This window comes from Pseudomonas sp. fls2-241-R2A-110, assembly GCF_030209165.1.
GTDB lineage: Bacteria > Pseudomonadota > Gammaproteobacteria > Pseudomonadales > Pseudomonadaceae > Aquipseudomonas.
Genome location: NZ_JARVSN010000031.1, coordinates 25,273 through 46,964, shown reverse-complemented (window position 1 = coordinate 46,964; position 21,692 = coordinate 25,273). Strand labels below are relative to the sequence as shown.

At 59.7% G+C, this 21,692-nt stretch carries 18 protein-coding genes and 2 tRNA genes; 12 read left to right on the top strand and 8 right to left on the bottom strand.

Going from position 1 to position 21,692, the window contains the following annotated elements:
• Positions 1–101: 101 nt before the first annotated feature.
• From murI to hemA, 5 genes are read right to left on the bottom strand one after another with little or no spacing between them, the layout of a single operon-like run.
• Positions 102–893 (bottom strand): glutamate racemase, encoded by a 792-nt coding sequence (murI, locus tag QRN31_RS25100; RefSeq protein ID WP_285435219.1) that lies wholly within the window; start codon positions 891–893, stop codon positions 102–104.
• Positions 886–1,641, bottom strand: coding sequence for a molybdopterin-synthase adenylyltransferase MoeB (locus QRN31_RS25095; RefSeq protein WP_285435218.1), 756 nt, complete (start codon positions 1,639–1,641; stop codon positions 886–888). Before QRN31_RS25095 ends, murI begins: the two co-directional genes overlap by 8 nt.
• Entirely contained in the window at positions 1,635–2,465 is an 831-nt protein-coding gene (prmC, locus tag QRN31_RS25090; RefSeq protein WP_285435217.1) for a peptide chain release factor N(5)-glutamine methyltransferase, read from the bottom strand. Before prmC ends, QRN31_RS25095 begins: the two co-directional genes overlap by 7 nt.
• Positions 2,466–3,548 (bottom strand): peptide chain release factor 1, encoded by a 1,083-nt coding sequence (gene prfA, locus QRN31_RS25085; RefSeq protein ID WP_285435216.1) that lies wholly within the window; start codon positions 3,546–3,548, stop codon positions 2,466–2,468.
• Positions 3,545–4,834 carry a glutamyl-tRNA reductase gene (gene hemA / locus QRN31_RS25080; RefSeq protein ID WP_285435214.1) on the bottom strand — a complete coding sequence of 430 codons (1,290 nt, stop codon included), beginning with the start codon at positions 4,832–4,834 and terminating at the stop codon, positions 3,545–3,547. The genes prfA and hemA overlap by 4 nt, the downstream gene beginning before the upstream one ends.
• A gap of 182 nt (positions 4,835–5,016) precedes the next feature.
• On the opposite strand from hemA, the gene QRN31_RS25075 reads away from it, so the two are divergent.
• The 8 genes from QRN31_RS25075 (at position 5,017) to ychF (ending at position 11,937) form a co-directional block, all read left to right on the top strand.
• On the top strand, positions 5,017–6,741 hold the full coding sequence (locus tag QRN31_RS25075) for a tetratricopeptide repeat protein (protein ID WP_285435213.1): 1,725 nt from the start codon (positions 5,017–5,019) through the stop codon (positions 6,739–6,741).
• 3 nt (positions 6,742–6,744) lie between these two features.
• Positions 6,745–7,362, top strand: coding sequence for a lipoprotein insertase outer membrane protein LolB (gene lolB, locus QRN31_RS25070; protein WP_285435211.1), 618 nt, complete (start codon positions 6,745–6,747; stop codon positions 7,360–7,362).
• 2 nt (positions 7,363–7,364) lie between these two features.
• Complete coding sequence (gene ispE / locus QRN31_RS25065; protein WP_285435330.1) at positions 7,365–8,216, top strand: 4-(cytidine 5'-diphospho)-2-C-methyl-D-erythritol kinase; 852 nt, start codon at positions 7,365–7,367, stop codon at positions 8,214–8,216.
• A gap of 36 nt (positions 8,217–8,252) precedes the next feature.
• Positions 8,253–8,327, top strand: a tRNA-Gln gene (locus tag QRN31_RS25060).
• A 46-nt stretch (positions 8,328–8,373) separates the two neighbouring features.
• Positions 8,374–9,315 (top strand): ribose-phosphate pyrophosphokinase, encoded by a 942-nt coding sequence (locus QRN31_RS25055; protein ID WP_003208392.1) that lies wholly within the window; start codon positions 8,374–8,376, stop codon positions 9,313–9,315.
• Positions 9,316–9,456: 141 nt separating this feature from the next.
• Entirely contained in the window at positions 9,457–10,059 is a 603-nt protein-coding gene (locus tag QRN31_RS25050) for a 50S ribosomal protein L25/general stress protein Ctc (RefSeq protein ID WP_131059496.1), read from the top strand.
• A 169-nt stretch (positions 10,060–10,228) separates the two neighbouring features.
• Positions 10,229–10,813 (top strand): aminoacyl-tRNA hydrolase, encoded by a 585-nt coding sequence (gene pth, locus QRN31_RS25045; protein WP_046818954.1) that lies wholly within the window; start codon positions 10,229–10,231, stop codon positions 10,811–10,813.
• Positions 10,814–10,836: 23 nt separating this feature from the next.
• The gene (gene ychF, locus QRN31_RS25040; RefSeq protein WP_008011955.1) at positions 10,837–11,937 is read left to right on the top strand and encodes a redox-regulated ATPase YchF; all 1,101 of its coding nucleotides are present in this window, start codon (positions 10,837–10,839) and stop codon (positions 11,935–11,937) included.
• Between the two features lie 188 nt (positions 11,938–12,125).
• Here ychF and QRN31_RS25035 read toward each other — a convergent pair whose 3' ends face one another.
• Positions 12,126–13,343, bottom strand: a complete 1,218-nt coding sequence (locus QRN31_RS25035) for an MFS transporter (RefSeq protein ID WP_285435208.1) — start codon at positions 13,341–13,343, stop codon at positions 12,126–12,128.
• A 332-nt stretch (positions 13,344–13,675) separates the two neighbouring features.
• On the opposite strand from QRN31_RS25035, the gene QRN31_RS25030 reads away from it, so the two are divergent.
• Together QRN31_RS25030 and QRN31_RS25025 are read left to right on the top strand one after the other, a co-directional pair.
• Positions 13,676–15,730, top strand: a complete 2,055-nt coding sequence (locus QRN31_RS25030; protein WP_285435207.1) for a methyl-accepting chemotaxis protein — start codon at positions 13,676–13,678, stop codon at positions 15,728–15,730.
• A gap of 116 nt (positions 15,731–15,846) precedes the next feature.
• Positions 15,847–15,923: transfer RNA gene (locus tag QRN31_RS25025), tRNA-Met, on the top strand.
• Between the two features lie 71 nt (positions 15,924–15,994).
• On the opposite strand, the gene QRN31_RS25020 is transcribed toward QRN31_RS25025, so the two are convergent.
• The gene (locus tag QRN31_RS25020; protein ID WP_285435205.1) at positions 15,995–17,104 is read right to left on the bottom strand and encodes a DUF2817 domain-containing protein; all 1,110 of its coding nucleotides are present in this window, start codon (positions 17,102–17,104) and stop codon (positions 15,995–15,997) included.
• 164 nt (positions 17,105–17,268) lie between these two features.
• Between QRN31_RS25020 and ggt the strand changes: the two genes are divergently transcribed.
• Positions 17,269–19,113 (top strand): gamma-glutamyltransferase, encoded by a 1,845-nt coding sequence (gene ggt / locus QRN31_RS25015; RefSeq protein ID WP_285435203.1) that lies wholly within the window; start codon positions 17,269–17,271, stop codon positions 19,111–19,113.
• Between the two features lie 54 nt (positions 19,114–19,167).
• Here ggt and ddlA read toward each other — a convergent pair whose 3' ends face one another.
• Positions 19,168–20,262, bottom strand: coding sequence for a D-alanine--D-alanine ligase (ddlA, locus tag QRN31_RS25010; RefSeq protein ID WP_285435201.1), 1,095 nt, complete (start codon positions 20,260–20,262; stop codon positions 19,168–19,170).
• Between the two features lie 138 nt (positions 20,263–20,400).
• Here ddlA and QRN31_RS25005 point away from each other — a divergent pair, with 138 nt between their 5' ends.
• Positions 20,401–21,651: an MFS transporter gene (locus QRN31_RS25005; RefSeq protein WP_285435199.1), complete on the top strand. Its 1,251-nt coding sequence runs from the start codon at positions 20,401–20,403 to the stop codon at positions 21,649–21,651.
• The last annotated feature ends 41 nt before the right edge of the window (positions 21,652–21,692 follow it).

Below are 21,692 nucleotides of genomic sequence, written 5' to 3'. Positions count from 1 at the left end.
TGCGAACGATGTCGTATGGTTTTTTTGTTGCTTCTCGCTATAGAAGTCGACGTTTAATCAGAAGTTCACCCCAATTATTCGTTGTTCCTCCAACGTTTCACTTACTGCTCAAAGCTTCGCACAACACCAGACGAATTCCACAGGATCGGCAAGATATTTCTGAAATGTTCCGGATCGGAACTCGTCCAGAACTGTGCAGCACTAGCAGGTCCTTGGGCGAGCAATTCACGCTCGGCCAACAGGCGCTGAAGTTGCCGCGCTACAGCGGCGCCGGTGTCGATCAGGCTGATGTCTTCTGGGATCATCTGCTTAAGCAACGGCTTTAGGAAGGGGTAATGCGTGCAACCGAGAATAATTGTGTCGCATCCGGCACCGAGCAGCGGCCCGACATAACTGGCCAGTAACTGACGCAATGCCTCGCTGTGCAGATCGCCGTTTTCAATCAGCTCTACCAGGCCCGGGCATGGCTGGGTAATGACCCGCACATCCGTGGCGAAACGGTCGAGCAAAGCGGCGAACTTGGCACTCTGCAACGTGCCGGTTGTGGCGAGCACGCCGACCACGCCGCTGCGGGTGGCGGCAGCGGCCGGTTTGACTGCGGGCTCCATGCCGACGATGGGCCATTGCGGGTAATCGCGCCGCAAGTCCGCGACTCCGGCGACCGTCGCCGTGTTGCAGGCCAGCACCAGGGCCTTCGCGCCTTGCTGCTGAAAAAATTCGGCCATGACACTGCAGCGCTGTTGGATGAAGGCGGGGGTTTTCTCGCCGTAGGGAACATTGCCGCAGTCGGCGACGTACAGCAAAGACTCGTTGGGCAGCAGACGCTGGATTTCGGCCAGCACCGAGAGCCCACCGACGCCGGAGTCGAACACGCCGATCGGCGCTTCACGCATGTGTCGAACCACAGACGCTGCAACCCGGATCACGTTTGACCCGCAACTCACGAAAGCGCGAACCCAGGGCATCGATCAATAACAGGCGACCTACCAGCGGCTCGCCGAAGCCGACCAGCAGCTTCATCGCCTCCAGCGCTTGAAGACTGCCCACCAGCCCCACCAAAGGCCCGACGACCCCGGCTTCGCTGCACGTCAATTCGGCTTCGCTGCCATGCCCGTATAAACAGTGGTAGCACGGACTTTCCGGGCGGCGCGGGTCGAACACCGACAATTGCCCTTCGAGCCGAATCGCCGCACCACTGACCAGGGGTTTGCGAGCAGCCACACACGCAGCGTTGACCGCTTCGCGGGTAGAGAAATTGTCGGAGCAGTCCAGCACCAGATCCACGGCGGCCACCGCGGCGGCCAGGGAGTCTTCGTCCAGTGCGGTACGGTGGGCGACCAGTTGAATCTCGGGATTGATCGCAGCCAGCCGGCGAATCGCCGAGTCGACCTTGCTCAGGCCAACGCTGTCGGTGTCGTGAATGATCTGACGTTGCAGGTTGGTCAGATCCACACTGTCGAAGTCCGCCAGATGCAGCTCGCCGACGCCGGCCGCCGCCAGGTACAGCGCAACCGGTGAGCCAAGTCCGCCGAGACCAACGATCAATACACGGCTTTCCTTGAGTCGCAACTGGCCGTCAATGTCGACGTGCTGCAACAGAATCTGCCGACTGTAGCGCAACAATTCCTGATCATTCAGCACGGCAGGCGCCCCAGGCTGATACGTTCGTGACCGCCCAGATCGGTGCGGCTGTGGACTTCTTCAAAACCACGACTGAGCAGCAAATCACGCACGGCCGTGGCTTGATCGTAACCGTGTTCGAGCATCAGCCAGCCACCCGCCTCAAGATGATCCGGCGCCTGGGCCACGATCAGCCGCAGGTCATCCAGCCCATCGACGCCTGCGACCAAGGCACTGGCCGGCTCAAAGCGCACGTCACCTTCCACCAGATGTGGATCGGCCGAGGCGATGTAAGGCGGGTTGCTGATGATCAGTTGAAACTGCTGACCTTGCAGGGCGCTGAACCAATGGCTGCTCAGCACGCTGGCGTTGTTCAGGCGCAGGCGCTGGCGATTGCGTTCTGCCAGGGCCACGGCTTCGAGCACGCGATCCACCGCGGTGACTCGCCAGGCCGGACGTTCGCTGGCCAGGGCCAGGGCAATGGCGCCGCTGCCGGTGCCGAGGTCGAGGACCTTGGCGGGGGTGGCTGGCAACAGTTCCAGAGCGGCTTCCACCAGCAATTCAGTGTCCGGGCGCGGAATCAGTGTGTGCGGCGCGACTTCCAGATCGAGCTTCCAGAAACCTTGCTGGCCGAGAATGTACGCCACCGGCTCACCGCCACGGCGACGTTGCAGGTATTCGGCAAACTTCAGCGCCGCCTCGCTCGGGACAATGCGCTCGGGCCAGGTGTGCAGGAAACTGCGGGACTTGCCCAACGCCGCAGCCAGCAGCAATTCGGCATCCAGGCGCGCCGTGGGCGAGTCGGGTAAATCGGCGGCGCGCAACAAACTGGCAATGATCGTCATTTACTCACCTATCGCCGCCAGTTGGTCGGCCTGGAACTCGGCGAGCAACGGCTCGATCACCGCGTCGACGCCACCCGCGAGGATTTCGTCGAGGGAATACAGCGTCAGGTTGACCCGGTGGTCGGTGACCCGGCCCTGGGCAAAGTTATACGTGCGAATCCGCTCGGAGCGATCGCCCGAGCCGACCAGCAACTTGCGCTCGCTGGCGATGGCATTGGCCGCTGCGCTGGTCTGCTGGTCATTGAGTTTGGCCGACAGCCAGGACATCGCCCGGGCACGGTTCTTGTGCTGGGAACGTTCTTCCTGGCACTCAACGACAATACCCGACGGCAAGTGCGTGATGCGGATCGCCGAGTCGGTCTTGTTGACGTGCTGGCCGCCGGCACCGGAAGAGCGGTAAGTATCGACCCGCAAATCCGCCGGGTTGATCTCGATCGCTTCCTGCTCGTCAGGTTCAGGCAACACGGCCACGGTGCAGGCCGAGGTGTGGATGCGCCCTTGGGATTCGGTGGCCGGAACCCGTTGTACGCGGTGCGCGCCGGATTCGAATTTCAGCTTGCCGTAGACGTTGTCGCCTTCAACCCGGGCGATGACTTCTTTATAGCCGCCGTGCTCGCCGATGTTCTCCGAGAGGATTTCCACCCGCCAGCCACGACGCTCGGCATAACGCGAATACATGCGGAACAGGTCGCCGGAAAAGATCGCCGCTTCGTCACCGCCGGTGCCGGCGCGGATTTCGAGGAACACGTTACGGCCGTCGTTCGGGTCCTTGGGCAGCAGCATGCGTTGCAGGCTGGCTTCGATCTCGATCAGTTGCTCCTTGGCTTCGCGGACTTCTTCCACGGCCATTTCGCGCATGTCCGGGTCGCTGTCCTTGAGCAGTGCCTGGGCGCCTTCGAGGTCACCTTGCACCTTGAGCAACTGTTTATAGGTTTCGACAATCGGCTCGACTTCCGCGTATTCCTTGGAATACATGCGGAATTTGTTCTGATCGGAAATGACTTCGCCGTCGCCAAGCAAGGCGGTCAATTCCTCGAAACGGTCCTGGAGGATGTCCAGCTTATTGAGCAGTGACGCTTTCATTGCGGTTTCTTATCCGAAAAGCTATCCGATGAGCCCTCATTCAGGGCAAAGAGTTCCTGGGCCATGGCCAGCGCATCAAGGCGGCCTTCGGCAGAGAGCTTTTTCAACTGCACGCTCGGTGCGTGCATCAGTTTGTTGGTCAAGGCGCGCGCCATTTGCACCAGCACGTCTTCGGCGCTGCTGCCGTTGGCCAGCATGCGCTGGGCCTTTTGCAATTCTTCGTCGCGCATGCGCTCGCTTTGTTGACGATATGCCTTGAGCACATCCACCGCCGCGAGTTCGCGCAGGCGCACCATGAAATCTTCGGCGCCCACCGCGACCATCTCTTCCGCCGCCTGGGCTGCACCTTGGCGACTCTTGAGGTTTTCGGCGACCACTTCGTGGAGATCATCGACGCTATAGAGGTAAACGTCGTCCAACTCGCCGACTTCAGGCTCGATATCGCGCGGTACGGCAATGTCTACCATGAAGATCGGTTTGTGCTTACGCAGTTTCAACGCGCTTTCTACCGCGCCTTTGCCGAGGATCGGCAACTGGCTAGCGGTGGAGCTGATGACGATGTCGCTGCGCACCAGTTCGGCCGGAATCTCCGAGAGCAGGACCGCATGAGCGCCAAACTGCTCGGCCAGAATGCTGGCGCGCTCCAGGGTACGGTTGGCGACAACGATGCGCTTTACACCCAGTTCATGCAGATGACGGGCGACCAGCGTGATGGTCTCGCCGGCGCCGATCAGCAAGGCCTGGCTGCGCTGCAGGTCACTGAAAATCTGTTTAGCCAGGCTGACCGCGGCAAACGCCACGGACACCGGGTTTTCGCCAATGGCGGTGTCCGTACGCACCTGCTTGGCCGCATTGAAGGTGGCCTGGAACAGGCGACCGAGCAGCGGACCGATGGTCCCGGCCTCGCGCGCCACGGCGTAGGCCGATTTCATCTGGCCGAGAATCTGCGGTTCGCCCAACACCAGCGAGTCGAGCCCGGAGGCGACCCGCATCATGTGACGAACTGCCGCATCATCTTCGTGCACATAACTGCTCGCGCGCAGCTCTTCGAGGCTCAAATGATGGTAATCGGCCAGCCAGCGCAACACGATGTCAGCCGAAAGGTGATCCTGTTCTATATAGAGTTCACTGCGATTGCAGGTGGAGAGGATCGCAGCTTCGCGGCTGTCGGTGAGGCGGCAGAGCTGCTGCAAGGCCTCCACCAGCTGCTCAGGGGTAAAGGCCACGCGCTCGCGGACGTCTACTGAAGCAGTCTTGTGGTTAATACCGAGTGCAAGGAAGGCCATTCAAGGTCGCTGATGGTGACGTGAAGCCGGCAATTGTCCTACTTCGACAGAGCCAGAACAACTACCGCTGACTATTGTCCCAATGACCTGCCTCTATAAAGGCCTCATTCGAGACTCGGTTATGTTTGGCCGAAGGCTTGTGTCATGATGATCTGACCGCAGGTTAGTCGTCCTCTTCCTATATGAATAGATCTTCCGCGTTGCTCCTCGCTTTTGTCTTCCTCAGCGGCTGCCATGCCTTGGCACCCGTTTCGTCGGACGGTACGTCGCCGGTCGAAGACAGCACTCCAGCCCCTGAAAAGCCCAAGGTTTACAGCTCATTCAGTGAAGAAACCATCTTCAGCCTGCTGAGCGCCGAACTGGCTGGCCAGCGCAATCGTTTCGACATTGCGCTGGACAACTACGTGACCCAGGCCATCAACACCCAGGATCCGGGCATTTCCGAGCGGGCCTTCCGCATCGCCGAATACCTGGGCGCCGACCAGGCCGCTCTGGACACCGCGTTGATCTGGGCGAAAAACGCCCCCAACGATCTCGAGGCGCAACGAGCCGCTGCCGTGCAACTGGCTCGCGCCGGGCGTTATGACGACTCCATGGCTTATATGGAGAAGGTCCTGCAAGGCAAGGGCGACACGCATTTCGACTTCCTTGCCCTGTCCGCGGCCGATACCGACCAGGACACGCGCAATGGCCTGATGAAAAGCTTTGACCGCTTACTGCAGCGCCATCCGAACAACAGCCAGTTGATATTCGGCAAGGCCCTGTTGCTGCAACAGGACGGTGACGCCAAGGGCGCACTGACCCTGCTGGAAAAAAATCCCCCGGAAGAAGGCGAAATTGCGCCGATCCTGTTGCGCGCGCGCCTGCTGCAATCGCTCAATCGTGGCGACGAAGCCCTGCCGTTGCTGCAAAAAAGCATCAAGAAATACCCGGACGACAAGCGCCTGCGCCTGACTTACGCGCGCATGCTGGTTGAACAGGACCGTATGGATGACGCCAAAGTCGAATTCTCAAGCCTGGTTCAGCAATACCCGGAAGACGATGAACTGCGTTATTCCCTGGCACTGGTCTGCCTGGAAGCCAAGGCGTGGACTGAAGCCAAGGGCTACCTGGAAGACCTGATCGCCCGGGAAAGCCACGTCGACTCCGCGCACCTGAACCTGGGCCGTATTGCTGAAGAGCGCAATGACCCACAAGGCGCGCTGATCGAATACGCCCAGGTCGGCCCCGGTAACGACTATCTGCCGGCGCAGTTACGCCAGACCGACATTCTGATCAACAACGGCAGGACTGCCGAAGCGCAGCGACGCCTGGCGGCGGAGCGCGACGCGCAGCCCGATTACGCGATCCAGCTGTACCTGGTCGAAGCCGAAACCTTGTCTGCCAACAAACAGCCCGACAAAGCCTGGCAAGTGCTGCAAACAGCACTGCAAAAATACCCGGACGACCTGAACCTGCTTTACACCCGCGCCATGCAGGCGGAAAAACGCAATGACCTGGCGCAGATGGAAAAAGACCTGCGACTGATCATCAAGCGCGACCCGGACAATGCGATGGCGTTGAACGCCCTCGGCTACACCCTGTCCGACCGTACGACGCGTTACGCTGAAGCCAAGGCCCTGATCGAACAGGCGCACCACATCAATCCGGAAGACCCGGCGGTGCTCGACAGCCTGGGCTGGGTGAATTTCCGCCTGGGCAATCTCGATGAAGCCGAGCGGTATCTGCGCCAGGCCCTGGAGCGTTTTCCCGATCAGGAGGTGGCCGCCCACCTGGGCGAAGTCCTGTGGGCCAACGGCAAGCAACGCGAAGCCAAGCAAATCTGGGGCAAGTTCCTCAAGGAACAACCCGACAGCCCCGCCCTGCGCAGCACCATCAAGCGCCTGACCGGATCAGAGACTCTTTAAGTTATGTTTTTGCGCCACCTCATCGTTTTCAGCTTCATCGCCCTGCTCGCCGGTTGCGCGGGCTTCGGCGCCCGCGAATCGGTCCAGGGTCAAGGCAACCCGGCCCAATGGCGCCAATACAAACAGCAATTGACCAGCCTCGACGGCTGGCAGATCAACGGCAAAATCGGCATCCGTGCGCCCAAGGATTCGGGCAGCGGCACTCTGTACTGGCTGCAGCGACAGGATTACTACGACATCCGCCTTTCCGGCCCGCTGGGTCGAGGCGCAGCTCGCTTGACCGGTCGCCCGGGCAAAGTGTCGCTTGAAGTGGCCAATCAGGGTCGCTATGACTCAACGACGCCCGAGGCGCTGGTCGAAGAACAGCTCGGCTGGAAACTACCGGTGTCCAATCTGGCCTGGTGGGTTCGCGGGCTCCCGGCCCCGGACAGCAAAAGTCGCCTGACGCTGGATGCCGACAGCCGCCTGGCCAATCTCGAGCAAGATGGCTGGCAGGTGGAATACCTCAGTTACGCCGAACAAAACGGCTATTGGCTGCCCGAGCGGATCAAACTGCACGGCACCGACCTTGATGTCACGCTGGTGATCAAGGAATGGCAACCACGCAAACTGGGGCAGTGAACATGACAGCTCATCGCTTGACGCTGCCCTCCCCGGCCAAACTCAATCTGATGCTGCACATTCTCGGTCGCCGTGCAGACGGCTATCACGAGTTGCAGACGATTTTTCAGTTTCTCGATTACGGCGATGAAATCACCTTCGCCGTTCGCGATGACGGCGTGATTCGTTTGCACACCGAATTCGATGGCGTTCCTCACGACAGCAACCTGATTGTTCGAGCCGCAAAAAAACTTCAGGAGCAATCCGGTTGTGCGCTCGGGATCGACATCTGGATCGAAAAAATATTACCCATGGGCGGTGGCATCGGTGGCGGCAGTTCAAATGCCGCGACAACTTTGCTGGGCCTCAACCATCTCTGGCAACTGGGTTGGGATGAGGATCGGCTGGCCGCTTTGGGCTTGACGCTGGGCGCGGACGTCCCGGTTTTCGTGCGTGGGCACGCGGCTTTCGCCGAAGGCGTGGGGGAGAAACTGACCCCTGTAGACCCCGAAGAACCGTGGTATCTCGTGCTTGTGCCGCAAGTCTCTGTAAGTACAGCAGAAATTTTTTCAGATCCGTTGTTGACACGTAACTCTTCTCCCATTAAAGTGCGCCCCGTTCCCAAGGGAAACAGTCGAAATGACTGCTTACCGGTGGTAGCAAGGCGTTATCCAGATGTACGTAACGCTTTGAATTTGTTAGGTAAATTTACCGAAGCAAAACTCACCGGAACTGGAAGTTGTGTGTTTGGGGGCTTCCCAAGCAAAGCTGAAGCTGATAAAGTCTCGGCCCTTCTTACAGAGACCCTTACAGGGTTTGTAGCAAAGGGAAGCAACGTTTCGATGTTGCATCGCAAGCTGCAAAGTCTGCTCTAAAGGAATCGATTACTGGGTAATCGTTGCAACAGATACAGGGGCGTCGCCAAGCGGTAAGGCAGCAGGTTTTGATCCTGCCATGCGTTGGTTCGAATCCAGCCGCCCCTGCCATTTTCCTATACTCATCCAGGTTACCCTCAGCCTTCAGGTACTGCGCGTGTCCAAGATGATGGTCTTTACGGGGAACGCTAACCCCGATCTGGCTCGGCGTGTTGTACGTCAGCTGCATATCCCTCTCGGTGACATCTCTGTTGGAAAATTTTCCGACGGCGAAATTACAGCCGAGATCAATGAAAACGTCCGCGGTAAAGACGTCTTCATTATTCAGCCGACTTGCGCTCCGACCAACGATAACCTGATGGAACTGGTAGTGATGGCTGATGCCTTCCGCCGCTCCTCGGCTACTCGTATCACTGCTGTTATTCCTTACTTTGGTTATGCCCGTCAGGATCGCCGTCCGCGTTCCGCACGTGTGGCTATCAGCGCGAAAGTCGTTGCTGACATGCTTACCGTAGTCGGCATCGACCGTGTTCTCACGGTTGATCTGCATGCTGACCAAATCCAGGGTTTCTTCGATATTCCGGTAGATAACATCTACGGCTCCCCGGTTCTGGTGGATGACATCGAAGATCAGCGCTTCGAAAACCTGATGATCGTGTCCCCGGACATTGGTGGCGTCGTGCGTGCACGTGCTGTTGCCAAATCCCTGGGCGTTGATCTCGGGATCATCGACAAACGCCGTGAGAAAGCCAATCACTCTGAAGTGATGCATATCATCGGTGATGTCGAAGGGCGTACCTGTATTCTGGTCGATGACATGGTCGATACCGCCGGCACTCTGTGCCACGCGGCAAAGGCCCTGAAAGAGCATGGCGCTGCCAAGGTTTTCGCCTACTGCACACACCCTGTGCTGTCCGGTCGGGCGATCGAAAACATCGAAAATTCCATGCTGGACGAACTGGTGGTGACTAACACCATCCCGTTGTCCGCTGCTGCACAAGCCTGCTCGCGTATCCGTCAACTGGATATCGCGCCGGTAGTTGCCGAAGCGGTTCGCCGCATCAGCAATGAAGAATCGATCAGCGCGATGTTCCGTTAAGGGCCCTGCCCTTCTCGACCCTCTCGTTGACGAAAAGCGCCCCGCCCCGGCATTCCTGTCGGGGCGGGGCTTTTTTGCCCATATCGCCTTTAGCGCTGGTCGCAAACGCTGGGGCGAATGTGGTTATTTTGGAGATACAACATGAACGATTTTACTCTGAATGCTGAAGTGCGTTCCGACCTGGGGAAAGGTGCGAGCCGCCGCCTGCGTCGTCTCGCAAGCCTGGTTCCAGCTGTAGTTTACGGTGGCGAAAAAGCCCCTGAATCCATCAGCATGCTGGCTAAAGAAGTTGCCAAACTGCTCGAAAACGAAGCGGCTTACAGCCACATCATCGAGCTGAACGTTGGTGGCACCAAGCAAAACGTAATCATCAAGGCTCTGCAGCGTCACCCGGCCAAAGGCCACGTGTTGCACGCTGACTTCGTACGCGTTGTAGCTGGCCAGAAACTGACCGCTATCGTGCCTGTACACTTTGTTGGCGAAGAAGCTCCGATCAAGAAAGGCGGCGAAGTTTCGCACGTTGTTTCGGAAATCGAAGTGACCTGCCTGCCGAAAGACCTGCCTGAATTCATCGAAGTCGATCTGGCTAACGCCGAAATCGGTTCGATCATTCACTTGTCCGACCTCAAAGCCCCTAAAGGCGTTGAGTTTGTTGCTCTGGCACACGGTGATGACAAGGCTGTTGCCAACGTCCACGCTCCACGTGTTGCTCCAGAAGCTACCGAAGAAGGCGCAGCAGAGTAATTTCACTCTGTTCGCCGGAGTGACTGGAAACATCGCGGGCTAGAGCGTAGCGAGAAAGCGGGCGAGAACGCGAAGTTTACATACTGGTAAATGAGCACTTGTCGTCCACTTTCGCCGCACACACTGATCGCGGCGATGTTATCCACCACTCCAGGAAAGGGCCCCTATCGTGACTGCCATCAAACTGATCGTTGGCCTGGGAAATCCAGGCGCTGAATACGAACAGACCCGGCATAACGCAGGGGCCCTTTTTGTTGAGCGCATCGCGAACGCACAGGGTGTCAACCTTGTGGCCGATCGCAAATATTTCGGCCTGACCGGACGCTTTTCGCATCAGGGTCAGGATGTTCGTCTGCTGATTCCCACCACGTACATGAACCGCAGCGGCCAGGCCGTCGCGGCACTTGCAGGATTTTTCCGCATCAAGCCTGAAGAAATCCTCGTGGCGCACGATGAACTCGACCTGCCTCCCGGCGTTGCCAAACTCAAACAGGGCGGCGGACATGGCGGTCACAACGGGTTGCGCGACATCATTGCGCAACTGGGCAATCAGAATACCTTCTACCGCTTGCGGCTTGGCATTGGCCACCCGGGCGTAGCCAGTATGGTTTCAAATTTCGTCCTGGGTCGTGCGCCACGCGCCGAACAGGAAAAACTCGATGCCAGCATCGACTTTGCCCTCGGCGTGCTGCCGGATATCCTCGCCGGGGAATGGAACCGCGCGATGAAAAACCTGCACAGCCAGAAGGCCTGACTCTTACTCCTCGGGGAATTACCATGGGATTCAATTGCGGCATCGTCGGCCTGCCTAACGTCGGCAAGTCCACCCTGTTCAACGCCCTGACCAAATCCGGGATCGCGGCCGAGAACTTCCCCTTCTGCACCATCGAACCGAACACCGGTATCGTGCCGATGCCGGATCCGCGCCTGGAAGCCCTGGCGGCTATCGTCAATCCAAAGCGCATCCTGCCGACCACCATGGAGTTCGTCGACATCGCGGGCCTGGTAGCTGGCGCCTCGAAAGGTGAAGGCCTGGGCAACAAGTTCCTCGCCAACATCCGTGAAACCGATGCCATCGCCCACGTGGTCCGCTGCTTCGAAGACGAGAACGTGATTCACGTCTCCAACAGCGTCGACCCGAAACGCGACATCGAGATCATCGACCTGGAACTGATCTTCGCCGACCTCGACAGCTGCGAGAAGCAACTGCAGAAAGTCGCCCGCAACGCCAAGGGTGGTGACAAGGACGCCGTGGTCCAAAAAGGCCTGCTGGAGCAATTGATCGCTCACTTCACCCTCGGCAAACCAGCGCGCACACTGATGAAGAACATGGGCGCCGACGACAAAGCGGTGATTCGTGGCTTCCACCTGCTGACCACCAAGCCGGTCATGTACATCGCCAACGTCGCTGAAGACGGTTTCGAGAACAACCCGCTGCTGGACATCGTCAAGGCCATCGCCGAAGAAGAAGGCGCCATGGTGGTTCCGGTCTGCAACAAGATCGAAGCCGAAATCGCCGAGCTTGAAGACGGCGAAGAGAAAGACATGTTCCTCGAGGCCCTGGGCCTGGAAGAACCTGGCCTGAACCGCGTGATCCGCGCCGGCTACGAAATGCTGCACTTGCAGACCTACTTCACCGCTGGTGTCGAAGAAGTCCGCGCCTGGACCGTCCGCGTCGGTGCCACCGCACCACAAGCCGCTGGCGTGATCCACACCGACTTCGAAAAAGGCTTCATCCGCGCCGAAGTCATCGCCTACGACGACTTCATCCAGTACAAGGGCGAAGCCGGCACCAAAGAAGCCGGTAAATGGCGCCTGGAAGGCAAGGACTACATCGTTAAAGACGGCGACGTGATGCACTTCCGTTTCAACGTGTAAGACATCCGCCGAAGAAAAAGCCGCGTTTAGACGCGGCTTTTTTGTGCCTGAAATATTTATCCACCACACCACCGAACACCTGTGGGAGCGAGCTTGCTCGCGATAGCGGTGTCTCAGTCACCACCTTCGCTGAAGGTTAGACCGCCATCGAGAGCAGGCTCACTCCTACAGCGGGACGGTGTGAATGTTCAGGCCTTTTTGGTTCTCGGCAGGAAGATCGCCAACACCCCGAACAACGGCAGGAACGAACACAGCAAGTACACGTATTCGATTCCGTGCAGGTCCGCCAGATGCCCCAACAGCGCGGCGCCTATGCCACCGAAACCGAACATCAAACCGAAGAACACGCCGGCAATCATCCCGACATTGCCGGGCACCAGTTCCTGCGCATACACAACAATCGCCGAAAACGCCGAGGCGAGGATGAAACCGATCACCACGCTAAGAATGCTGGTCCAGAACAGGTCGACGTGAGGCAGGATCAATGTGAACGGCGCTACACCGAGGATCGAGAACCAGATCACCGCTTTGCGGCCGATCTTGTCGCCAATCGGCCCACCAAAAAAAGTCCCCGCAGCCACTGCGCCCAGGAACAGGAACAGATGCATCTGGGAACTGGCCACCGACAGGTCAAACTTCTCGATCAGGTAGAAGGTGAAGTAACTGGTGAAACTCGCCATGTAGAAATACTTGGAGAACACCAGCAGCCCGAGCACCACCAGCGCGCTGATCACCCTGCCCTTCGACAAGCCGTGGGTCGCCGCCTGACCTTGCTTGAGCTTGAACAGGCTCAAGTGGTTGGCGTACCAGCGACTGATCCGATAGAGCACGAACAGCGCAAACACGGCGAACAATCCAAACCAGGCCACATGGCCCTGACCGAAAGGAATGATGATCGCCGCCGCCAACAACGGGCCAAAGGCTGAGCCGGCATTGCCACCGACCTGAAAGGTCGACTGCGCCAACCCGAATCGCCCACCCGACGCCAGCCGCGCCACACGAGAGGCTTCCGGATGGAACGTCGACGAGCCGATACCGATCAAGCCCGCGGCCAACAGAATCATCGGGAAGCTGCCAACCACCGACATCATCAAGATCCCGATCAATGTGCAAACGGTCCCGGCCGGGAGCAGCCACGGTTTGGGATGACGATCAGTGTGGTAACCCACCCACGGCTGCAACAGCGAAGCCGTCAACTGGAAGGTCAGCGTAATCAAGCCGACCTGAGTGAATGTCAGGCCGTAGTTGGCCTTGAGCATTGGATAAATCGACGGCAGTACCGATTGGATCAGGTCGTTGATCAAGTGCGCCAGCGCCACTGCGCCGATGATGCGCATGACCAGCGGGCTGCTTTGTGGAGTCGCGGATGCCGACGTCGCGCCGGTCGTTGCGTTACTGATAGCCATGAGAATTTCCGTACAGCGGATGGGTGCACAGGGGCAGGTGCATCAATGTGCCATTTTTCAGTGCAGCAGCGCCATCCCCTTAGCCTGCTAACGACCTCGGCGTCCATCGCTAAAAAGGTGATAGCGCAACGCCATGGTCTGAATCTTGCCTTGTTAATCCGCTTCAACGCGGCCCCTTACAAAGGGGACCGAGAATGGGAAGTTTCACCACAGAATCAGCCTACAGAGCTGACAAGGGTGAACTTTCGAGGCCTTTAAAAAGGGCACACGTCGCGGTCGCAACGATCTCGGCGCACGCCATTGGTGCGTGGTGTTCAGAGGAGTCATGGGGCATGTCTTTTTTATCACCGGGGATCGGGTTGCTGGGGCGTTTTGGCTTCGCACGCAAATTTCAGCTGTTGTTCCTGCTGTTTATCCTGCCGCTGGCGGGCAGCCTGTTGATGATTGGCCAGGACTATCGCGCCAAACTGAACCTGATCTCTGGCGAACGCGCCGGGGTTCATCAACTGCTTGCCCTCGATGCGCTCGATAACCTGCTCGCCGCCCAGCGTGACCGCGCAGCCCGTTGGCGCGCGACAGAAACCAATCGCCAGCCGACACCGGCGACCCTGGCGGCGATGGCCGCATTTGAGGCGGTACAACCCGCTGTCGCCCAAGCGACCACGGACCTCGGTAATGCACTGAAAACCGAAGGCGCCGAGAGCGAAACCCTGGCCCGTTACCAAGCCCTGCAAAACGCCCTCAATGGTCTGGACTCGAAAAGCCTGAGCAGCGTCGGTTGGTGGCCCGATGGCTACGATCGCTTCACCAATGCCTTGACTGCGCTGCAAGCATTGCGCGAGCAGATTGCCATGGATAACCGCCTGACACTGGCACCGTGGCTGGAAACCTACTTGCTGACGCAAATCTCGACGCAGCACGCGCCTGACCTGATCGAACGGGTCGGTCGCCTGGCCAGCGTCGGGCAGGCGTCGGTCGTTTCCGGGCAGTTCACCCTGCAAAGCCGTCTGCAATTGCGCGATTTGCGCAGCCGCATTGGCGATGCCCGCGAACAGCTGGTGAAAACCGCCGCCCTCCTGGAAGCCCGCCTGCCCAGCGCCTTGCAAAGTTGGGCCGGGCAATACCACGACAGCCTCAAGCATCTGGACGCAAGCCTCAAAGTCCTCGATGACGGCGTCTTCGGCGGCAGCATCACCCTCAAGCCCGACGACTTCGAACACAGCCTAGACGCCCTGCTCTCCGACCTCGCCGCGCTGCGCCAGCAGTCGTTGGTATCGCTTGATCAACGTCTGGATTACTACCATGGCTCAGCGATCAGCCAGTTCATTCTGGTGGCGACGATTTTTGGTTGCCTGCTCTTGGCGGCACTGTACTTGTTCATCTGCTTGCAGGCCTCGATCCGACGCAGCGCCAGCGGCATCACGCTGTTGGCCGAAGCATTGCGCGACGGTAACCTGAGCCTGCAAGTGCCGGTGCAAGGACGTGACGAGCTGGCAGCCATCAGCACCGCCCTGAATGTCGCCGTGGTGCAGTTGCGCAACAGTTTGCTGGGGGTCGATCACGAAACCTTGCAGGTCAGCAACGCGGTGCGCACCCTCAACCATCACTCCAGCGGCGCCCTTGGCGAAGTGGAAGCGCAGCAATTGCAGATCAGCCAGATCGCCGCCGCCGCCACACAACTGGCGGCCACCTCACAAGGGGTCGCGCAGAGTTGTGAACAGGCGTCCGGCAGCGCGCAACACACGCAGCGCATCGCCGCCGACAGCAGTCGTGACAGCCAGCGCACCACCGCGAGTATTCAGCAGCTCAACCAGCGCTTGAATGACACGGCCGCCGCGCTGGGCCGGGTCAGCGAACAAGGCCAGCAGATTCAATTGGTGGTCGACACCATTCGCGGCGTGGCCGAACAAACCAACCTGTTGGCGCTCAATGCCGCCATCGAAGCGGCCCGTGCCGGTGAGCAAGGTCGCGGGTTCGCCGTGGTGGCCGACGAAGTGCGCAGCCTGTCGCAGCGCACTCAATCCTCTACCGCGCAAATCGCCGGCACCGTCGACAGTCTGCGCAACACCGTGAATGAGGCGGTAAGCCTGATGGAAGCGGCATGCACTCAGGCGCAAAGTGATGCCAAATCGGTGACGGGCCTGGGCGAACGCCTCGGGGAAATTGCCCTTGCCGTGCAAGGCGTTACCGACACGCTGGCGCAGATCGCCACGGCGGTGGAAGAGCAAGCCAGTACCGCCGACGAAGTCAGCGGCAACATTCAACAGGTCGATCAAGCGGCGGTCCGGTTGCTTGAAGGCGCGCGGGCGGTGAACCTGGCGGCCGACACCTTGAGCCAGGGCAGCAAGGCCTTGAGTGCCAATACCGGGAGATTTCAGCTCAGTTGACGCCCTCCCCCGACCCGATTTTTCGGCTCAGGTGGATAAGCGGTTGAAAGCGTAGAGAAATATTTTAGATTTACGCTTGACGCATCTGCATTACCGGTGAATAATGCGCGCCACTTGGCTACATAGCTCAGTTGGTTAGAGCATAGCATTCATAATGCTGGGGTCCGGGGTTCAAGTCCCTGTGTAGCCACCAAGTACTAAAAACGGCTTACCGAAAGGTAGGCCGTTTTTTTATGCCTCGAGAAAAGTGCCCCTGACACTGCGTCAGGAGCCAATCCCCGGCAACGCCGACAGCGCCCGCTCCCAGATCTGCCAGGTGCGCAGCCAGACCATCGCCTGCCAGTCTGTGTCGGCGGGATAGAACTGCTCCAGCAGATTCAGTTTGATCTCACGCCCCACGGCATCGCTCGGGTTACCGTGCAGGTGCAGCCAGTGGTCATCGCGCAAATGACGATGAACCTCCGCCCCGGGATATGTCCCGCACTCAATCACAAACGGCATCAACCGCACCTGAGGCAACGCATTGATCAATGCCCGCGAGGTGTAGCCCGTCGCCGTTGCCGCCACACCGGTTTCGCTCAACGTGTCAGCGCCGGTCAGCAACGTGTAGAGCCATGGGCCGTAAATGGCCTGAGCATCGCGCAGCGCCGGATAAGCGGCCTCGGTGATCGTCAGCAACATCGGATGACCGTACTCGCCCGCACCCGTGTGCAAGTCGAAACACATCGCGACCTCGGCATGGGCAATGTGTTTTTGCATGATTTGGTGCAACGTGCGGTTCGACCAGCTCGGCGCCAGCCCGCCATAAAACAGACCATCGGGATGACTGTGCTGGCCGCCCTCGACAATCGACATGACCGCCGGCCAGCCGTGTTGGCGAATCTGAGCATCGAGCAAGGCGTCGGCGCGGTCCCGCTCGGGGCCTCGCAGCTCAGCGACGGCATAGATTTCATGCAGAGTGGCATAAGCCCGATTGTCCGGCAGTGGCCGGGTAAAGTTCAGGTGATTGCGGTTCAGGTCGATGTTGTCTTCATTGACCCGACGCAGCCACGCGGTGCCCCAGGGGTTGATCAGATGGATCATCACCACCGCGACATCGGCGGGCAGTGAACGCTTGCCCAGCTCCTGCATCCACTTGATCTGACATCCCGAGCCATAGAAGCCTTCGACGCCATGGGTGCCGCTCAGGGCGATCAGCAGTCGCTTGGCGCCGGGATCGCCCAATACCGCGACGTCGGTGCTCAGAGGCTCGCCAAAAGGCCCTTTGAGCGGATGCGGATACTCGGTCAACGTCGCGCCGGCCGCGGTCGCTGCCGCGAGGAATTGCTCACGTTGGGTGCGGTAACTTGGCTGGGTGGGAAACTCGGTCTGCATGTCTGCCTCTTGTTGATTTTCTGGCCAGTCTGTTGCCCTCGACCCTACAGAAAATCCGTCGATTCATGAAGGGCAAAAGCGTCTTTGCCGTAGTCCATGGTTTGCACGCGACCCTGTCGGCCGATAAAGTCCACTGATCTTTTCCCACGGACGGAGTGCCCAACGTGTTCTCAGCCTTCCACTTGAGCCGCTATCGGCTGTCAGCTTTTTCGCTGATCGTCACCGCACTGACCCTTGCCGCGTGCAACGTTGCCTCGACCTCCACCACCACCTCGACCTTACCGCTCGCACCGGAAGTCGCCTCCGGTTATCGCACCGACCTGCAAACCCGCCACGCCTCGAAACACATGGCGGCTGCGGCCAATCCGCTGGCGGCCGAAGCCGGGCGAGAGATGCTGAGTCAGGGTGGTTCGGCGATCGATGCCGCGATTGCGATGCAAGCGGTGCTGACGCTGGTGGAACCCCAATCGTCGGGGATCGGTGGCGGCGCGTTGATTGTCTTGTGGGATGGCAAGAATGTGCGCACGTACGACGGCCGCGAAACGGCGCCGGCCGGCGCCACCGAGAAACTGTTCCTGCAAGCGGACGGCACGCCGATGCCGTTCACCCAGGCGCAGATCGGTGGCCGTTCGGTGGGGACACCCGGCGTGTTGCGGGCGCTTGAGCTGGCCCACCAGAAACACGGGCGCCTGCCTTGGGCAAGGCTGTTCGAGCCGGCCATCAAACTGGCGGAGCAAGGCTTCGCCATCTCGCCGCGCCTGCATCAGCTGATCGCCTCAGACACGTCGATTCGACGTTCACCAGACATGCTGGCGTACTTCATGAATGCCGACGGCAGCCCGAAAGCCGTCGGCACGCCACTGAAAAACCCGGCATTGGCCGCGGTGTTGAAACGCATTGCCCAAGAGGGGCCGAATGCGTTCTATAAAGGACCGGTCGCCCAGGAGATCGTCGCCAAGGTTCAAGGCCACAACAACCCCGGCAGCCTGTCGCTGAACGATCTCCAAGGCTATAAGGCCAAGGAGCGCGCGCCGCTGTGTACCGACTATAAGCGCTGGCAGGTTTGCGGCATGCCACCACCGTCGTCGGGCGGGATTGCCGTGGCGCAGATCCTCGGCACGCTCCAGGCGCTGGAAACCCGCGACCAACGGTTCGCCCTCCCGCCGCTCAAACCGCTTAAGACCACCCGGCCTGCGGGCATCGAACCTGCACCTGAAGCCGTGCACCTGATCTCCGAAGCCGAACGTCTAGCCTACGCCGACCGCGCGCTCTATGTGGCCGACAGCGACTTTGTGCCGGTTCCCGTCAAAGGCCTGGTCGACCCGACCTACCTGGCCAGCCGCGCGGCCCTGATCGGCGATCGCAGCATCGGCACGGCCAAACCCGGCACGCCGCCGGGCATCCAGGTCGCCTACGCACCGGACCGTTCGCCACTGCGCATCTCCACTTCGCAAGTGGTCGCTGTCGATGACGAAGGGGGGGCGGTGTCGATGACCACCACCGTGGAGTCCGCGTTCGGCTCGCACCTGATGGTTCAGGGCTTCATGCTCAACAACCAGATGACCGACTTTTCGTTCATCCCCGAAGAGAACGGCCAGAAAGTCGCCAACCGCGTCGAGCCTGGCAAACGCCCGCGTTCATCGATGGCACCCACGCTGATCTTCGACCGCCAGAGCGGCGAATTCCTCGCCACACTCGGCTCCCCTGGCGGCTCGCAGATCATCGAATACGTGGCCAAATCCACCATCGGCCTGCTCGACTGGAACCTCGACCCACAAGCGGCGATCAACCTGCCAAACTTCGGCAGCCGCAACGGCCCGACGGAGCTGGAAGAGGGGCAATTCAGCGCCAGCTTGATTCAGGCCCTGAAGGACAAAGGGCACAGCGTGAGCGAGATCGACATGACCAGCGGCACCCAGGCGATTGTTCGGGTCAAGGATGCACAGGGGAAGGCTTCGCTGGCGGGCGGGGCCGATCCTCGGCGTGAGGGGGAGGCGTTGGGGGATTGAGTCCTACACAGAAAAGGCTTACCGAAGGGTAAGCCTTTTCTATATTGAGTCCGCTCAACGAGTGATCTTCAACGTCTGCCGCGCCTTGTGCTTCTCCAGCGCCAGATCGATCAAGCGGCTCACCAGTTCGCTGTAGGTCATGCCAGTGGCCTGCCAGAGCTTGGGATACATGCTGATGCGGGTGAAGCCGGGCAATGAGTTGATCTCGTTGATCAACACTTCGCCGCTGTCGGTCAGGAATACATCGACCCGCGCCAGCCCGGAACAGCCCAGCACCTGAAACGCTTCGACGGCCAAGGCACGGATGCGCTCACTGGCTTCGCTGCTGATATCAGCCGGCACCACCACTTGTGCCGCTTGAGCGTCGATGTATTTACTGTCGTAAGAATAGAAGCCACTGCGCACCACGATCTCGCCGCAACCGCTGGCGATGGCGTCTTCGTTGCCGAGCACCGCGCATTCAATCTCGCGGCCACTGACGGCGGACTCGATCAACACTTTTTCATCGAAACCCAACGCCAGTTCCACGGCCGCCGTGTACTCGGCTTCGTCGTTGACCTTGCTGACACCCACAGAAGAACCCTGATTCGCTGGTTTGACGAACAGCGGCAGGCCAAGCTTGCCCTGGACCTCGGCGAAGCTGGTGCGCGCCGCACTGGCGCGGGTCAGGGTCACGAACGGCGTGACCGCCAAGCCAGCATCTCGCAACAGACGCTTGCTGAAGTCCTTGTCCATGCAAACCGCGGAGCCCAACACGTCGGAGCCGACAAACGGCAGATCAGCCATGCGCAGCAAGCCTTGCAGGCAACCGTCTTCCCCCAGCGTGCCGTGCACGATCGGGAAGATCACATCGACGTGGCCCAGCAGTTCCTGACCGGACGTTTCCACCAACTGTTGACTGGCCTTGCCCGGCACCACGGCCAGTTCGCGGTTGGACTGGTTGAGTGCAATCAGGGCCGGATTTTCCTGGTTGAGCAGGAAGTTCGAAGGGTCGTTGAGGTGCCAGTGGCCTTGTTTGTCGATACCGATCAGCACCGGTTCGAAGCGTGACCGGTCCAGCGCATCGACAATATTTTTCGCCGATTGCAGAGACACTTCATGCTCAGCCGAACGACCACCAAAAATAACCCCTACCCGCAGCTTGCTCATTGCCTGGCCCCCTTTGTGAATGTGCTGTTTCATAACACGGCCGACCGGATGAGTTAAAGACTGAAACTTCGGTCCGTCTCGATGAGTCAGTGCTAATACGCACTCTGCACCTGCGCTCCCGTCACGAAGAGGCCGCCCTTGAACGTTCACTCCGACCGTCGCAACGCCCTCTCACTGGACGGGCTCAATTTCTTTCTCGCCGACGTGCGTGATGGATTAGGGCCGTACCTGGCGATTTATTTGCTGGCGGTGCATCACTGGGAGCCGGCCAGTATCGGGCTGGTGATGACGCTGGCGGGGATTGCGGCGCTGTTGACGCAAACGCCGGCCGGCGCACTGATCGACAGAACGCATCGCAAACGCGGCGTGATCGTTGTCGCGGCTCTGTTGGTCACTGCGAGTTGCCTGCTGTTGCCGTTCATTACTTCGTTCACGCTGGTGGCCATGACCCAGGCGCTCAGTGCCGTAGCGGCGTCGGTATTTGCGCCAGCGATTGCGGCGATTTCCCTGGGGATCACCGGACCTGGGGCCTTTACCCGTCGAACCGGGCGCAACGAAACCTTCAATCATGCAGGCAATGCTATTGCGGCGTTGCTGGCCGGTGGTTTTGCCTACCTCTTTGGCCCGGTGGCGGTGTTTTACCTGATGGCGCTGATGGCGTTGGCCAGCGTGATTGCCATCAGTTTTATTTCCCCGCACGCCATTGATCACGACGTGGCACGAGGCTTTGATCCCGACGGCCCCTCCCACGACATAAACCCGTCAGGCTTGAGTGTCTTGCTGCACAACCGGCCGCTGCTGGTGTTCGCCATCTGTTGCGGCTTGTTCCATTTGGCGAATGCGGCGATGTTGCCGCTTGTCAGTCAGAAGCTGTCCTTGGTGAATTTGCAGATGGCCACGCCGTTGACTTCGGCCTGCATTGTCGCGGCGCAACTGGTGATGGTGCCGGTGGCGTTACTGGTGGGGTGGAAAGCGGATGTGTGGGGACGCAAACCGTTGCTGCTGGCCGGTTTCCTGATCCTGCCATTGCGCGCGGTGCTGTATCTGCTGTCGGATGATCCGTACTGGCTGGTGGCGGTGCAGTTGCTGGATGGCGTCGGCGCGGGTGTGTTCGGGGCGTTGTTTCCGGTGGTGGTCAAAGACTTGACCCGAGGCACCGGACGTTTCAATGTCAGCCTCGGTGCCCTGTCGACCGTGTTTGGCCTGGGAGCGGCCTTGAGCAACGGCCTCGCCGGATTAGTGGTTCAGCAAGCGGGGTATGACGCGGCGTTCCTGACCCTGGCCGGGATCGCGGCGACAGCCTTTGCGTTGCTGCTCCTGGCCATGCCCGAAACCCTCAACCATCGGCCAGCGATGCGCGCCGAACAGCCGATAGCAACCGTCAGCTAATGGCGAGGTGAACAACTTTTGCCGGCGCCTCCAGACAGGTA